This is a genomic window from Streptomyces sp. ITFR-16, assembly GCF_031844705.1.
Lineage (GTDB): Bacteria > Actinomycetota > Actinomycetes > Streptomycetales > Streptomycetaceae > Streptomyces.
Genome location: NZ_CP134609.1, coordinates 792,194 through 806,443 on the forward strand (window position 1 = coordinate 792,194; position 14,250 = coordinate 806,443).

Genomic DNA, 14,250 nt, shown 5'->3' on the forward strand with positions numbered 1-14,250 from the left:
TGTTCCGGTCTTCACTCGCTGCTGGATGAGCACGGCTCCTCAGTCCGCGACGACGCGGACCGCCCCCGGCGCGTACTCCCGCTGGCGCACCACGCGGAACCAGCCCTTCGGCAGCGGGATCACCGCATGCTCCTCGTGCACCACGCGGCCGCCCTCGGGGAGGTGGAGGAGCATCGGGCCGAACACCCCGCTCTCCCGGATCAGCCGTCCCGGCCCGGGCACCGCGTGCGCGTGTCCCGTGACCTCGCCGAGCGCGAGCACCAGCCGGCCGCGCGCGTCCCGCAGTTCGCCCGGGGCGTCCACGAGATTCGGCGGCACCGCGGACTCCTCCAGCGGCATGATCAGTACATCGCCCTGCCGGTACACAGACGTCTCCCCTCCGAGGCGGCACCCGCTGTGCCGGCCACGTGGAAAACGCTACGGCGGGGGTCTGACAATCGGTCGTCGAGCCGCCGTCGGCGGGGCCCGGTCGCGCCGTTGTCAGTGGGCCTTGATAGACCTTGCGGACACCAACCCGTCGTCGTCATCAGGAGCTCAGGGCCATGTCCGATGTGGACCACCTGCACGCATTGCTCGGCCTTCCGGCCGTGGACTTCAAGTCCGGGGCGACCGGTCGGCCCGCCGCCGGTGCGGCGGCCTGGCGCGTCTCGATCGAGCCGTACGAGGACGACGGCACCTGGGAAGAGGAGTTCAACGCGTTCCTGGCGGAGGTGGACCCGGCCGGTGTCCGCGCGCTGATCATCGGGCAGTGGGGCGAGTCGTACGAGGAGACGTCGGCGTACCCGATCGGTCTCGTCATCGCCGCCGCCGAGCGGCTGACCTCGCTGGAAGCGGTCTTCGTCGGCGATCTGACGATGGAGGAGGCGGAGATCTCCTGGATCGAGCAGAGCGATGTGACCGAACTGCTCGCCGCCTTCCCGGCGCTGGTGGAGCTCGGGGTGCGCGGCGGATCGGAGCTGGTCTTCCCTCCCACCCGGCACGAGCGGCTGCGCTCGCTGACCATCGAGACGGGCGGGCTGCCGGTACAGGTGGTGCGCGGGGTGCTGGACAGTGAACTGCCCGCCCTGGAGCGGCTCGACCTGTGGCTCGGGGTCTCTGCCTACGGCGGCGACACCGATGTGGCGGACCTCGCCCCGCTGCTGTCCGGGACGCGCTTCCCCGCCCTGCACCACCTCGGTCTGCGCAACAGCGAGGTGGAGAACGAGATCGCGGCCGCCATCGCCTCGGCCCCGCTGGTGGCGCGGCTGCGCACCCTGGACCTGTCCTGCGGCACGCTCGGCGACGAGGGCGCGGCGGCGCTGCTGGACGGCCAGCCGCTGACCCACCTCGAAACGCTCGATCTGCACCACCACTTCCTGACCGAACCGATGGAGCGCCGCGTCGCCGGGGCCCTGGAGCCGCACGGGGTGCGGGTGGACCTGTCGGACCGCTGCGAGCCGTGGGACGACCGGGGCCCGGCCGGCCGGTACGTCACGGTGTCGGAGTGATCCCGCGATGAGCCGTACCGACCGCCCCGGGACCTTCCGCGGACTGCCGCGGACGCGTCCGCCCCGTCCTGTCGCGGCCGGCGAGCATGTCGCGGCCGGCGAGTAGCGCGCCGCGCCTGGCGGTCGTCGGCAACCCCGGCAGCCGGCGGGTGGGCCTCTTCCAGAACGCCGTGCGGGCCGCCGGGCTGCCGCCGGCGCGCACGGTGTCCTGGCTCGACGTGCTGGACGGGCGGGCGGCCTTCCTGGCCGGGGAGACCGTCCGCATCGAGTCTCCGGGCGAGGACGCCGGGGTCGAACGGCTGCTGCGGGATGTCGAGGACCCGACGAGGGTGGAGGGCTCGGCGCTCTGGTACGCGCGGTTCACCGCCGCCGTAAGGGAGGTGGGCCGTGCCACGACGGCCGCGGGCGCCCGGCTGCTGGACAGTCCCGGTGACATCGCGGTGCTGTTCGACAAGCGGCTGTGCCACGGGGTGCTGGACGCCGCCGGGGTGCCCGTCCCCGCCTCCCCGACGTCGGGGCCGGGCGCGCCGCCCGTGCGGGGGTGGGCCGAGGTGCGGGCGCTGATGGCGGACCACCGCATGCCGCGCGCGTTCGTGAAGCCGGCGCACGGCTCCTCCGCCTCCGGGGTGCTGGCCGTGGAGACGGCCGGTCCCGGCCGGGTCCGGGCGACCACATCGGTGGAGCGGGAGCCCGGCGGCCGGCTCCACAACTCCCTGCGGGTCAGGCGCTGTACGACGGAGCGCGAGGTCGCGGCGATCGTGGACGCGCTCGCGCCGGACGGCCTGCACATCGAGCGCTGGCTGCCGAAGGCGTCGCAGCGCGGCCGGGTCGCGGACCTGCGGGTCGTGGTGGTGGACGGCCGCGCCACCCATGCCGTGGTCCGCACCAGCCGCTCCCCCATGACCAATCTGCATCTGGGCGGCGCACGCGGCGATCTGGCCGAGGTGCGGTCGGCCGTCGAGGCAGCGGGCGGCAGCTGGGGCGGGGCGCTGGCGGTGTGCGAGCGGGCGGCCGCCGCCTTCCCGGACACGATGTGCGTCGGCGTCGACCTGCTGCCTTCGACCGGCTGGCGGCGCTTCGCCGTCGGCGAGGTCAACGCCTTCGGTGACCTTCTGCCGGGGCTGACCGGACTGCCGGGCAGCGGCGCCGAGGGCCTGGACACCTATGCGGCGCAGGTCGCCGCCGTACTGAACCGAGCAAGGAACCGTCACCGTGGCATCGCTGCCCCCTGAAACCCCCTTCCCCGTCCCGGACGCCGTGGACCCCGACATGAGCGAGGTCGTGGGCAGCCACGATCTGCTGCTCGTCACCCTGGACACCCTGCGCCACGACGTCGCGGCGGAGCTGGCCGCCGCCGGGCGCATCCCTAACCTGGCCCGGCATCTGCCGGGCGGCGTCTGGGAGAAGCGGCACGCCCCGGGGAGCTTCACCTATGCCTCGCACCAGGCGATCTTCGCGGGGTTCCTGCCCACCCCGGCCACGCCCGGCCCGCACCCCCGGCTGTTCGCCGCACGGTTCGCCGGCAGCGAGACGACCGCCGAGCGCACCTTCGTCTTCGACACCCCCGACCTGGTGTCGGGCCTGGCCGGGGCGGGGTACCGCACGGTGTGCGTCGGCGGGGTGGGGTTCTTCAACCAGCGGGCACCGCTGGGCTCGGTGCTCCCCGGCCTGTTCCAGGAGGCGCACTGGGAACCCGAGTTCGGTGTCGCATCGCCCACCTCGTTCGAGGCGCAGGTGGCCCGCGCCGAGCAGGTCGTCGCCGGGCTGCCGCACGGACAGCGGCTGTTCCTCTTCGTCAACGTCGCCGCCCTGCACCAGCCGAACTGGTTCCACCGGCCCGGGGCCACCCGCGACGACGGCGACAGCCGCGCGACGCACGCCGCCGCGCTGGAGTACGTCGACGCCCACATCGGCCGGCTCTTCGCCGCCGTGAGCAGCCGTCGCCGCGCCTTCGCCATCGTCTGCTCGGACCACGGCACGGCGTACGGCGACGACGGCTACACCGGTCACCGGCTGGGCCACGAGTCCGTCTGGACCGTTCCGTACGCCCACTTCTTCCTGGAACCGGGGACCGCACGATGACCAGTCCGCACTCCGTCCGCCCGTATCAGAGCTATGTGTACGCCTATCCGCACAAGACGGCGTACGAGCCGCTCGGCCGGCTGCCCGGCGGGCGCCCCGCGCTGCGGGACCTGTGGGCCGGCGAACGCAAGGACGCGCTCTCCCTCTATCTGCACATACCGTTCTGCGAGGTCCGCTGCGGCTTCTGCAATCTCTTCACCCGGATCGGCGCGCCCGACGAGCTGACCACGCGCTATCTCGACGCGCTGGACCGGCAGGCGACAGCCGTACGGGACGCGCTGGGCGACGGGGAGCCGGTGCGTTTCGCCGCGGCGGCGTTCGGCGGCGGGACGCCGACCTTTCTGACGGCGGGGGAGCTGGAGCGGCTGTGCGACATAGCGGAGAAGCGCATGGACGCCGATCTGCGGTCCGTGCCGCTGTCCGTGGAGACGTCCCCGTCGACCGCGACGGCCGACCGGCTGGCCGTCCTCGCCGACCGGGGGACGACCAGGATCAGCATCGGGGTGCAGAGCTTCGTGGAGGCCGAGGCCCGGGCGGCGGTCCGCCCGCAGCGCCGCGCCGATGTGGAGAAGGCGCTCGGCCTGATCCGGGACACCTCGGTACCCGTCCTCAACATCGACCTGATCTACGGCATCGACGGACAGACCGAGGAGAGCTGGCGCACCTCGCTGGACGCGGCGCTCGGCTGGCGGCCTGAGGAGCTGTACCTCTACCCGCTCTACGTCCGTCCGCTGACCGCGCTGGGCCGGCTCGGCGCCGGTGACCCGGCCGCGGCGGACGCGGCCTGGGACGAGCAGCGGCTGCGCCTCTACCGGTCCGGCCGCGACCACCTCCTGGCCCACGGCTACGAGCAGGTCTCGATGCGGATGTTCCGCCGCGCCGACGCCCCGCGCACGGACGGCCCCGACGACTACGCCTGCCAGACGGACGGCATGATCGGTCTGGGCTGCGGCGCCCGCTCGTACACCTCGCGGCTGCACTACTCCTTCGACTACGCCGTGGAGATGCGCAGGGTGCGCACGATCATCGACGCGTACACGGCCACCGAGGACTTCTCGCACGCCGAGGTGGGGCGGTACACGGACGGGGACGAGGCGCGGCGCCGCCATCTCCTCCAGTCGGTGCTGCAGGCCGGGGGGATGGAGCTGTCCGGCTACCGCGAGCGGTTCGGCACCTCCCCGTACGAGGACTTCCCGGCGGAGACGGCCGGCTTCGAGGCGCGGGGCTGGCTCGATCAGGGCGCGGCAGCCGAGGGGCTGCTGCGGCTGTCGCCGGAGGGACTCGCCCACTCCGACGCGCTGGGCCCCGAACTCTTCTCCCCCGCCGTACGGGCCGCGATGGCCGCGTACGAGGTGAGGTGAGCCCGGCGTGGAGCTGACGATCCTCTACCGGGGCCCGCTGGCCTCGTGCGACTACGACTGCCCGTACTGCCCGTTCGCCAAGCGGCGCGACAGCCGGGCGCAGCTGCTGGCGGACCGGGCCGCGCTGGAGCGGTTCACCGCGTGGGTGGCCGAGCAGACCGGGGACCGGATCTCGGTGCTGTTCACCCCGTGGGGCGAGGGCCTGGTCCGCTCCTGGTACCGCCGGGCGATGACCGGGCTGGCCGGGCTCGAACAGGTGCGCCGGGTCGCGATCCAGACGAATCTGAGCGGCCGGACGCGGTGGCTGGCCGAGGCGGGGGCGGCCGGCCGCGAGAAGATCGCACTGTGGTGCACGTACCACCCGGGGCAGACCCCGTACGAGCGCTTTCTCGACCGGTGCGCGGAGCTGACGTCCCTCGGGATCCGGCACAGCGTCGGGGTCGTCGGTCTCGACGAGCACCTCGGCGAGGCGCGGCGGCTGCGGGCGGCGCTCCCCGGGCAGGTCTACCTCTGGGTCAATGCCGCCGAGGGGCACACCTATACGGACGAGGAGGCGGAGCGGTGGACCGCGATCGACCCGCTGTTCCCCTACAGCCGCCATCCGCACCGCTCGGCCGGGCTGCCCTGCCGGACCGGTGAGTCGGTGATCTCGGTGGACGGGGACGGGACGGTGCGCCGCTGCCACTTCGTCCGGGCCGAGCTGGGCAATCTGTACGACGGCAGCTACCGCAGGGCGCTGGGGCCGAGGGCCTGTCCGCTCGCCGTCTGCGACTGCCACATCGGCTATGTGCATCTGGAGACGCTGCCGCTGTACGACGTCTTCGCGGGCGGTGTGCTGGAGCGCATACCGGCGCATCCGCTGTCCCCGGCCGCCCCGACGGGTGGGTCCGGCGGCTGAGGACAGCGGATGCGTCAGAGCGGGAGCAGGTCGGGCCGCTTCGGCTCGACGTGGTCCCCGGAGGACTCGCCGCGCAGCCGCCGCCCGATCCAGGGCACCAGGTATTCGCGCGCCCAGTGGATGTCGTCGCGCCGGACCTCCAGCGTTCCCCGCTGGGGCAGCGGCGGCCACTCCTGGTCGGGGTCGGCAGGTACGTCGAGGCCGAGGACCTGGGCGGCGCGCAGCGCGACCCGGGTGTGTCCCTCGGGGGACAGATGCAGCCGGTCGCCGTCCCAGGCGCGCCGGTCCTGCACGGAGCGCAGCGACCACAGGTCGAGGACCGGGCAGTCGTAGCGGTCGGCGATGGACCGCACATGGGCGGTATACGTGGCGATCTTGCCGCGCAGATGGCGCAGCACCGGAACGCCGCGGGTGTCGAAGCCGGTGGTGACCATGACGGTGCCGACGGACTGCGTCAGCTCGGCGACCGCCCGCTCGAAGCGTTCGGCCACGTCGTCGGGGTCGGTGCCGGGCCGGATGATGTCGTTGCCGCCTGCGCAGAAGCTCACCAGATCGGGGGCGAGTTCCTTGGCGCGGGGCACCTGCTCCTCGACTATCTGGTCGAGGAGGCGTCCTCGTACGGCGAGATTGGCGTAGCGGAAGTTTCCGTGTGCGGAGCCCGCGGCCTCGGTCGCCGCGTCGGGGGCCGGGAGCTGGTCCGCGAGGAGTACCGCGAGCCGGTCAGCCCAGCCGACGAACGTTCCGTCCGGGCCGGGGTCACCGACTCCCTCGGTGAAGCTGTCGCCAATCGCCGCGTACGACTCGATGGCGCCCTGTCGGTTGATGACGCCCTGTCGGATGTTTCTCGAATCGTCTGCCACAAGCGCATATCCTGCACCGCCGAATGTGACCTACGCGACCGTAATATGGGGTTGACGGGTGGTGAGATAGACCACCCGGTCAGTTTTCGGTAAAGGGGGAATAAGCAGAGGGACGGTGCGCCGCCGCGCACCGCCCCTCTCTGCCTTGCCGCGGCCCGGATCACCGGGCCGGTACCGCTCGGATCAGACGTTGATCCCGTGGGCCGCCAGGTAGGCGATCGGGTCGATGTCCGAGCCGTAGGCCGGGCCCGTGCGGATCTCGAAGTGCAGGTGCGGGCCGGTGGCGTTGCCGGTGGCGCCGGAGAGGCCGACCTGCTGGCCCGCGGTCACGGTCTGGCCCGCCGAGACGGAGAGCGAGGACATGTGGCCGTACTGCGAGTAGTGGCCGTCGGCGTGCTTGATGACGACCTCGTTGCCGTACGCGCCGCCCCAGCCGGCGGTGACGACGGTGCCGGAGGTGATGGCCTTCACGCTGGTGCCGGTGGCGACGGGGAAGTCGATGCCGGTGTGGCTGCCGCTGGACCAGTTGGAGCCGGAGGCGCGGTAGGCGGTGGTGTGGTTGCCCGGGACCGGGTGGACGTAACCGGAGTCGTTGCTCTGGGTCGCCGGGGCCGAGGTCTCCTTGGACGACGAGGCGTCGGAGGAGGAAGAGGCGGACGAGTCGGAGGCGGTGGACGCCTTCGTCTCGGTCTTGGCCGGGGCCTTGGGAGCGGCCTTCGGGGCGGCCTTCGACGGGGTGGAGGTGGTCGAGGCGTGGCCCCAGCTCTTGCCGCCGAGCGTCAGCTTCATGCCCGGGAAGATCAGGCTCGGGTTGTCGCCGACGACCTCGCGGTTGTCCTGGTACAGCTTCTCCCAGCCGCCCTTGAGCTTGTGCTCGGCGGCGATCTTGGAGAGGTAGTCGCCGGAGACCACGGAGTAGGTCGTGGTGCCGGAGTGCTTCTTCGCGGCCTTGGCCGGCGTGGTGTGCGCGGCGGCCGACTTCGAGGTGGCCGGGGCGGTCTGCTCTGCGGCGTGGGCACCGGTGGCGCCGAGCAGCGGAAGCGCGATGACGGCTCCGCCGGCGCTCGCGGCGACGACGCCGCGGGCGATGGTGCTGGACTTGGGACGGCGGTGCTTACCCGAATTGGGCATGAAGGATTTCCTCTCCGGCGCCTGCGAGGTGAGCTGTCGGGTTCGGGCTGGAGATGCCCGGCCGCGCCTGGCGCGGCTTCACCCCGAGCCGGCCGGATCTCCCGGTCGGCGGCTTACCTGGTTCCCCCGCTCCTGCCACACGGTGAGTGGGTGCGAATTCCGGACGGCGGCAGGATTAGGCGTTCCATCCGGATTGACATGGAACGTAAGCGAGCCGGGACGGCGGAAACAAGCCATGGGTTCCGCGCCGCATTCCGCACCGGAAATCCGGCGCGGAATTCCCGTCACACTCCGTGGATTACGGATCTTGGCTTTCCGCGCGGCGCACGGAGTACCCGCCCGGCGCGCCGCCACACACCGTCACGGATATGATCCCGCTCACGAGAGGGTGATCATCTCCCTTATAAGCAGGGCATGTTCGACTAAAAGCCTCAATACGGACATGTCGCGCCCTCATGCGCGACGCAGCCGCAGCACCCCCGCATCGAGATCGCCGCGCAGCCCGGTGTGCAGCCCCTCCTGGTGAAGCAGCGCCGAACCGTGGTGCACCACCCCCGAGTCCACGCAGACATAGGCCGCCTCCGGGTCCAGCCCGCGCAGCCGCAGGGCCGGCGGCCGCTCCCCGTACCGCTGGGCCTCCAGCCACATCAGTACGACGGTCTCCGCACCCCGTACGTACTGCACCGCGCTCAGCCCGCCGCGTGGCGGACGCAGCCGGTACAGCTCCCCCAGCTGCACCACGGGACGGATCTCCTTGTACAGCTCCACCCAGCCCCGCGCCTCGGCCAGCTCCGCGTCGCTCCACTCCGCGAGGTCGCCGCCGACGCCGAGCACCCCGGCCATGGCGCTCACGAACCGGAAGCGCAGCGAGGACACCCGGCCGTTCAGCTGGCCGTTCGGGCTGTCCGTGACCCACGCCGCCATCACCCGCGCCGGGTGGATCTGCCCGAAGCCCTCCTGGATGGCGAGCCGGTCCAGCGGATCGGTGTTGTCCGAGGTCCACACCTGGTCCGTACGGGAGAGGATCCCCAGGTCGATCCGGCCGCCGCCGCCCGAGCAGGACTCGAAGGCGACCCCGGGGTGGGCGGCCCGCAGCCGGTCGATCAGCGCGTAGAGGCCGTGCACATGCTCGGTCCAGAGCCTCTGCGGATACTCCTCGCCCGGCCAGCCGGCATCGGTGAAGCAGCGGCACAAATTCACACAGTTCCGCACATCATCGACCGGGCGGAGAGGGAGGGCAATGCCTCGCGCACACCGGAAAGGGGGACGCCGCCCGAGATGATTGGCGGTGGAATCAATGTCGTATCGTCACGAGAGTGGACCCGTCGGCGAGCCGCGCCGGTGGCAGATTCTCCAGGAGCGACCGTGACGCAGCAGCTGCCGCAGACCCCGTCGACGGAACCCGAACTGGCCGGGATCCGCAATTTCCGTGACGTGGGCGGGCTGCCCACCACGGACGGCCGCCGGGTGCGCTACGGACGGCTCTACCGCAGCGGTCACCTCGCGCACGCCACCCCCGAGGACACCGCCTTCCTGACCGGTCTCGGGCTGCACACGGTCTTCGACTTCCGCAACGCGGCCGACCACAAGCTGGACGGCCTCGACGTGGAGCTGCCCGGCGTGCGCAACGTGAGCATCCCGCTCAGCGACCCGGCGGACGGCGCGGAGTTCTGGCGGATGGTGCGCGACGGCAACATGACCGAGCTGCGTTCGATCCTCGCCGACGGCAAGGGGACGGCCCGCATGGTCGCCTCGTACCGCACGATCATCCTGGAGCGGACCGCCGAACACAGCCGGGTGCTGCACGCACTGGCCGAGGACAGCGTCCCCGCCCTGATGCACTGCGCGGCCGGCAAGGACCGGGCGGGGCTCTCCATCGCGGTCTCCCTGCTCGCCCTCGGCGTCGAGCGCGAGGCCATCGAGGCCGACTACCTCAAGTCCAACGACGCGCACCGCCGTTACCGCGTCAAGCGCAGCGACACCTCCGCGGCCGGGATGTCACCCGAGGTGATGGAGCTGCTCAACCCGCTCTTCGGTGCCCAGCCCGACTACCTCGCCGCCGCCTTCGCCGCCATCGACGAGACCTGGGGAAGCACCGACCGCTATCTCTCCGACGGGCTGAAGCTCGCCCCCGCCACGCGCGAGCGGCTGCGCGAACGGCTCCTCGACGAGGGCTGAGCGGCGCGCGGGGCTACTGGTTGTGCATCCCGACCGCGAACAGCAGGTAGAGGAAGCCGGCGATGACATGCCCCGCCACCAGATAGGCGAAGAGCCGGATGACGAGCCCGCGCGGCATCTTCTTCTCCTGCGGGTCGTACGCCTTCGTCCGGGCCGGGGTGAGCGGGTCGTAGTTCTCGGAATCGGACATGACGGGTCCTCTCTGGCCACCGGCGGGCCGGTGGCGGCTACGCCTCAGCGACGGTGGATGCCGCTGCCGAGACACAGCTCGGCGGCGGGGCTCTGCAGCAGGGTGTGGACGAAGAGCAGCTCGGCGCCCTCGGGGACGGGGGCCTCGATCCGGTGCGGGGTGAGCGAGTCGAAGTGCGCGCTGTCCCCGGGGGCGAGGTCGTGGACCGTCTCGCCCAGGGTCACCCGGAGCCGCCCGGCCAGGACGTACAGCCACTCCTCGCCGGGGTGGACGCGCACCAGATCGCCCTGGGCGCCGTGCGGGACCCGGACGCGCAGCGCCTGCATGGCCCGTCCGGAGCCGCCGGCCTGCTGGTACATCCAGCCGTCGGCCTCGGGGCCCTCGAAGCCCCGGCTCCGGACGATCGCGTCACGTTCCGGGGGCATCTCGCCCAGCAGCTCGGAGACCGTCGTACCGTAGATCCTGGCGAGGCCCAGCAGCATGGGCAGCGAGGGCTGACGCCGGCCGGTCTCGAGCCGGGACAGATGGGCGGGCGAGAGTCCGGCCCGCTGGGCGGCGGTCTCCAGGGTGAGACCGCGGCCGCGGCGCAGGTCGCGCAGGCGAGGGGCGACACCGGGCAGCTCGTCGGCCGCCCCCGCATCCGGAGGATTCATGCCTCCATTGGGCCAGGATCTTTCCTCGGAGGCAACTTTCTTGCCTCCGAGGCAAAACCCCTCGATCGGCCGCCGGTCAGCGGTTGGCGACCGCCTGTTTCACCAGGGTCCGGCCGAAGTCCCACATCAGTCCGCCGCCGCTGTGCGCGTCGTCCATCACGGCGGTGAAGGCGCTCACGAACCGGTCCACGTCCGCCTCGTCGATCACCAGCGGCGGAATCAGCTTGATCACTTCGAGGTGGTCGCCGGAGACCTGGGTGAGGATCCGGTGCTTCTGGAGCAGCGGTACGACCACCATCTGCGCGAAGAGCCCCTTGCGGGCGGCCTGGAGCATGGTCCAGCGGCTGCGCAGCTTGAGCGAGGTGGGCCGGCCGAACTCGATGCCGATCATCAGCCCGCGCCCGCGCACCTCGTGCAGCAGCTCATAGCGGTCGACCAGCGCGGCCAGCCGCTCGCGCAGCAGGTCACCGGTGCGGCGCGCGTGCGCCACGGTCTCCTCGTCCTCCATCACCGCGAGGACCGCGAGGCCGGCGGCCATCGCCTGGGCGTTGGAGCCGAAGCTCGCCGAGTGGACCAGGACGCGGTCCATCGAGGAGTAGACGCGCTTGAAGATCCAGTCCTTGCCGAGCGTCGCGCCGACCGGCACATAGCCGCCGGAGAGCGCCTTGGCGACACAGACCAGATCGGGTTCCACCCCCTCCTCGTGCTGGTAGGCGTAGAAGTCGCCGGTCCTGCCCAGGCCGGTCTGCACCTCGTCGGCGATGAGCAGGGCCTTGTGCCGGTGCAGCAGCTCCTGGGCCTCGCGCAGGAAGCCGGGCGGCGCGGCGTGCACCCCCTTGCCCTGGATCGGCTCGACGACGAGTCCGGCCACGTCACCGCGGGCCAGCTCGCGCCGCAGCGCGTCGAGGTCGCCGAGGGCGATGGCGGTGTCGGGCAGCAGCGGGGCGAAGCCGTCCCGGAAGCCGGACTCGCCGTTGACCGAGAGCGAGCCGGTGGTCAGCCCGTGGAAGGCGTGCGTGCAGTAGAGGATCCTCGGCCTCCCGGTGGCGTACCGGGCGAATTTCAGCGCGGTCTCCACGGCCTCCGTACCACTGTTGCCGAAGAACACCCGGTCCAGGTGCGGGCTGTGCGCGAGCAGCCTCTCGGCCAGCAGTCCCGGCAGCGGCTGGCAGTCGAAGCGGGTCAGGTCGGCGAGCGAGGCGTCCAGGACGTCGTGCAGCGCCCTGCGGACGACGGGGTGGTGCCGGCCGAGCCCCATCACGCCGAACCCGGCGAGCATGTCGAGGTAGTCGTTGCCCTCCGCGTCCCAGAAGTGCGCGCCCTCGGCGCGTTCGTAGACCTTGTCGAAGCCGATGGTGTGCAGCATGCGCGGGAGCTGGTGGTTGAGGTGCTTCGCGTGCAGCTCGTAGCGTTCGGCGCCGCGCTCCGCGAGGAGCCGCGCCAGATCGAAGCCCTTGGGCTCGTCGTCCTTCATGCCCCGCTCTCCTTGTGCCCGTTGCCCGGGGCGTCGTGCCCGTTGCCGGTGGCCGCGTCCCGGGCGGCCAGCGCGGCACTGATCCGGCCGGCGATCTCGACCGGGGTGAGTCCGATGTCGGCCAGCACCTCGGCGCGCTTGCCGTGCGCGAGGAACTGCTCGGGAATGCCGAAGGTCCGCAGCGGTACGTCGACCCCGGCGTCCCGCAGGGCCTGGCCGACCGCCGAACCGACGCCCCCGGCCCGGCTGTTGTCCTCGACGACGGCGACGAGCCGGTGCTCCGCAGCGAGCGGGGCCAGCTCCTCGTCGACCGGTTTGACCCAGCGCGGGTCGACGACGGTGCAGCGGATGCCCGCGCCCGACAGCAGATCGGCGGCCTGGAGACAGACGGGCGCCATGACCCCGACGGCGACCAGCAGTGCGTCGGCGTCCTCGGCGCGGTGCAGGACGTCCATGCCGCCGATCCGGCCGATCGCGGGGACCGGCTCCCCCACCGACTCCTTCGGGAACCTGACGAGGGTCGGGGCGTCGTCGACGGCGACGGCCTCGCGCAGTTCGTCCCGCAGCCGCTCGGCGTCGCGCGGGGCCGCGATGCGCAGCCCCGGCACGACCTGGAGCACGGACAGGTCCCACATGCCGTTGTGGGAGGCGCCGTCGGGGCCGGTGACCCCGGCCCGGTCCAGGACGAAGGTCACCCCGCACCTGTGCAGGGCGACGTCCATGAGCAGCTGGTCGAAGGCCCGGTTGAGGAAGGTGGCGTAGACGGCGACGACCGGATGCAGCCCGCCCGTCGCCAGCCCGGCGGCGGAGACCGCCGCGTGCTGCTCGGCGATGCCCACGTCCCAGACCCGGTCGGGGAACGCCTCGGCGAACTTCGTCAGCCCGACGGGGTGCAGCATCGCCGCCGTGAGGGCGACGACGTCCGGGCGCTCCGCGCCGATCGCCGCGATCTCGTCGCCGAACACGGAGGTCCACGAGGGACCGGCCGAGGGCGCGAGCGGGGCGCAGGTCAGCGGGTCCATCGCGCCGACGGTGTGGAAGCGGTCCGCCTCGTCCTCCAGGGCGGGTGCGTAGCCGCGGCCCTTCTCGGTGATGCAGTGCACCAGCACCGGGCCGTGGAAGCGTTTCGCGCGGTGCAGGGCGGACTCGACGGCGGCGGTGTCGTGTCCGTCGATGGGGCCGACGTACTTCAGCCCGAGGTCCTCGAACATGCCCTGCGGGGCGAAGGCGTCCTTGAACCCCTTCTTGGCGCCGTGCAGCGACTCGTACAGCGGCTGCCCGATGACCGGTGTCTGCTGGAGCACGCCCTTGCCCCAGGCCAGGAAGCGTTCGTAGCCGTCGGTGGTGCGCAGGGTGGCCAGGTGGTTGGCGAGGCCGCCGATGGTCGGGGCGTAGGAGCGCTCGTTGTCGTTGACGACGATGATCAGCGGGCGTTCCCGGGCGGCGGCGATGTTGTTCAGCGCCTCCCAGGCCATCCCGCCGGTGAGGGCGCCGTCCCCGATGACGGCGACGACGTGGTCCTCAAGGCCCCGCACCTCGTTGGCCTTGGCCAGGCCGTCGGCCCAGCCGAGGACCGTGGAGGCGTGGGAGTTCTCGATGACGTCGTGCTCGGACTCCTCGCGGGAGGGGTAGCCGGACAGGCCCCCCTTGCCGCGCAGCTTGGAGAAGTCCTGCCGCCCGGTGAGCAGTTTGTGTACGTAGCTCTGGTGGCCGGTGTCCCACAGGATGCGGTCCACGGGCGAGTCGAAGACCCGGTGCAGGGCGATGGTCAGCTCCACCACCCCGAGGTTGGGGCCCAGATGGCCGCCGGTCCTGGCCACGGCCTGCACCAGGAACTTCCTGATGTCCTCGGCGAGTTCGCCGAGCTGTGATGTGCTCAGTGCCTTGAGATCGTGCGGCCCCCGGATGCTCTGCAAGAGCGTCATGTCCGGGCCCC

General features: G+C 72.1%; 13 protein-coding genes, 1 pseudogene and 1 riboswitch. Of the genes and pseudogenes, 6 read left to right on the forward strand and 8 right to left on the reverse strand.

Annotated features, from left to right (window positions below; all coding sequences use genetic code 11):
• Positions 1 to 39: 39 nt before the first annotated feature.
• Positions 40 to 366, reverse strand: coding sequence for a DUF8820 family protein (locus RLT58_RS03680; protein ID WP_311308924.1), 327 nt, complete (start codon positions 364 to 366; stop codon positions 40 to 42).
• Positions 367 to 542: 176 nt separating this feature from the next.
• Here RLT58_RS03680 and RLT58_RS03685 point away from each other — a divergent pair, with 176 nt between their 5' ends.
• The 5 genes from RLT58_RS03685 to RLT58_RS03705 all read left to right on the forward strand — a co-directional run bounded on the left by RLT58_RS03685 (position 543) and on the right by RLT58_RS03705 (position 5,828).
• Positions 543 to 1,487 (forward strand): STM4015 family protein, encoded by a 945-nt coding sequence (locus RLT58_RS03685; protein WP_311308925.1) that lies wholly within the window; start codon positions 543 to 545, stop codon positions 1,485 to 1,487.
• An 86-nt stretch (positions 1,488 to 1,573) separates the two neighbouring features.
• Positions 1,574 to 2,719 carry an STM4014 family protein gene (locus RLT58_RS03690; protein ID WP_311308926.1) on the forward strand — a complete coding sequence of 382 codons (1,146 nt, stop codon included), beginning with the start codon at positions 1,574 to 1,576 and terminating at the stop codon, positions 2,717 to 2,719.
• Positions 2,720 to 2,756: 37 nt separating this feature from the next.
• Positions 2,757 to 3,569 (forward strand): STM4013/SEN3800 family hydrolase, encoded by an 813-nt coding sequence (locus RLT58_RS03695; protein WP_311314406.1) that lies wholly within the window; start codon positions 2,757 to 2,759, stop codon positions 3,567 to 3,569.
• Positions 3,566 to 4,930: an STM4012 family radical SAM protein gene (locus tag RLT58_RS03700; RefSeq protein WP_311308927.1), complete on the forward strand. Its 1,365-nt coding sequence runs from the start codon at positions 3,566 to 3,568 to the stop codon at positions 4,928 to 4,930. Before RLT58_RS03695 ends, RLT58_RS03700 begins: the two co-directional genes overlap by 4 nt.
• A 7-nt stretch (positions 4,931 to 4,937) precedes the next feature.
• The gene (locus RLT58_RS03705; protein WP_311308929.1) at positions 4,938 to 5,828 is read left to right on the forward strand and encodes an STM4011 family radical SAM protein; all 891 of its coding nucleotides are present in this window, start codon (positions 4,938 to 4,940) and stop codon (positions 5,826 to 5,828) included.
• Positions 5,829 to 5,842: 14 nt separating this feature from the next.
• On the opposite strand, the gene RLT58_RS03710 is transcribed toward RLT58_RS03705, so the two are convergent.
• The 3 genes and pseudogenes from RLT58_RS03710 to RLT58_RS03720 form a co-directional block, all read right to left on the reverse strand.
• On the reverse strand, positions 5,843 to 6,688 hold the full coding sequence (locus tag RLT58_RS03710) for an SGNH/GDSL hydrolase family protein (protein WP_311308930.1): 846 nt from the start codon (positions 6,686 to 6,688) through the stop codon (positions 5,843 to 5,845).
• A gap of 183 nt (positions 6,689 to 6,871) precedes the next feature.
• Positions 6,872 to 7,819 (reverse strand): M23 family metallopeptidase, encoded by a 948-nt coding sequence (locus RLT58_RS03715; RefSeq protein WP_311308931.1) that lies wholly within the window; start codon positions 7,817 to 7,819, stop codon positions 6,872 to 6,874.
• Positions 7,820 to 7,824: 5 nt separating this feature from the next.
• A riboswitch (cyclic di-AMP (ydaO/yuaA leader) is annotated at positions 7,825 to 8,011 on the reverse strand.
• 261 nt (positions 8,012 to 8,272) lie between these two features.
• Positions 8,273 to 9,007, reverse strand: a pseudogene (locus RLT58_RS03720) (alpha-galactosidase); the annotation flags it as partial.
• A gap of 177 nt (positions 9,008 to 9,184) precedes the next feature.
• Between RLT58_RS03720 and RLT58_RS03725 the strand changes: the two are divergent.
• The gene (locus tag RLT58_RS03725) at positions 9,185 to 9,997 is read left to right on the forward strand and encodes a tyrosine-protein phosphatase (RefSeq protein ID WP_311308932.1); all 813 of its coding nucleotides are present in this window, start codon (positions 9,185 to 9,187) and stop codon (positions 9,995 to 9,997) included.
• Positions 9,998 to 10,010: 13 nt separating this feature from the next.
• On the opposite strand, the gene RLT58_RS03730 is transcribed toward RLT58_RS03725, so the two are convergent.
• The 4 genes from RLT58_RS03730 to dxs all read right to left on the reverse strand — a co-directional run bounded on the left by RLT58_RS03730 (position 10,011) and on the right by dxs (position 14,239).
• On the reverse strand, positions 10,011 to 10,187 hold the full coding sequence (locus tag RLT58_RS03730) for a DUF6126 family protein (protein WP_311308933.1): 177 nt from the start codon (positions 10,185 to 10,187) through the stop codon (positions 10,011 to 10,013).
• 44 nt (positions 10,188 to 10,231) lie between these two features.
• A complete protein-coding gene (locus tag RLT58_RS03735) occupies positions 10,232 to 10,840 on the reverse strand; it encodes a helix-turn-helix domain-containing protein (protein ID WP_311308934.1) in 609 nt (202 codons plus the stop codon).
• A gap of 76 nt (positions 10,841 to 10,916) precedes the next feature.
• Positions 10,917 to 12,314, reverse strand: a complete 1,398-nt coding sequence (locus RLT58_RS03740) for an aspartate aminotransferase family protein (protein WP_311308935.1) — start codon at positions 12,312 to 12,314, stop codon at positions 10,917 to 10,919.
• Complete coding sequence (gene dxs / locus RLT58_RS03745) at positions 12,311 to 14,239, reverse strand: 1-deoxy-D-xylulose-5-phosphate synthase (protein WP_311308936.1); 1,929 nt, start codon at positions 14,237 to 14,239, stop codon at positions 12,311 to 12,313. Before dxs ends, RLT58_RS03740 begins: the two co-directional genes overlap by 4 nt.
• Positions 14,240 to 14,250 lie beyond the last annotated feature (11 nt).

Coding starts and splice junctions, on each gene's coding strand:
- RLT58_RS03685 (WP_311308925.1), top strand. CDS start 543: ATGTCCGATGTGGACCACCTGCACGCATTGCTCGGCCTTCCGGCCGTG.
- RLT58_RS03690 (WP_311308926.1), top strand. CDS start 1,574: ATGTCGCGGCCGGCGAGTAGCGCGCCGCGCCTGGCGGTCGTCGGCAAC.
- RLT58_RS03695 (WP_311314406.1), top strand. CDS start 2,757: ATGAGCGAGGTCGTGGGCAGCCACGATCTGCTGCTCGTCACCCTGGAC.
- RLT58_RS03700 (WP_311308927.1), top strand. CDS start 3,566: ATGACCAGTCCGCACTCCGTCCGCCCGTATCAGAGCTATGTGTACGCC.
- RLT58_RS03715 (WP_311308931.1), bottom strand. CDS start 7,819: ATGCCCAATTCGGGTAAGCACCGCCGTCCCAAGTCCAGCACCATCGCC.
- RLT58_RS03730 (WP_311308933.1), bottom strand. CDS start 10,187: ATGTCCGATTCCGAGAACTACGACCCGCTCACCCCGGCCCGGACGAAG.
- RLT58_RS03735 (WP_311308934.1), bottom strand. CDS start 10,840: ATGAATCCTCCGGATGCGGGGGCGGCCGACGAGCTGCCCGGTGTCGCC.
- RLT58_RS03740 (WP_311308935.1), bottom strand. CDS start 12,314: ATGAAGGACGACGAGCCCAAGGGCTTCGATCTGGCGCGGCTCCTCGCG.
- dxs (WP_311308936.1), bottom strand. CDS start 14,239: ATGACGCTCTTGCAGAGCATCCGGGGGCCGCACGATCTCAAGGCACTG.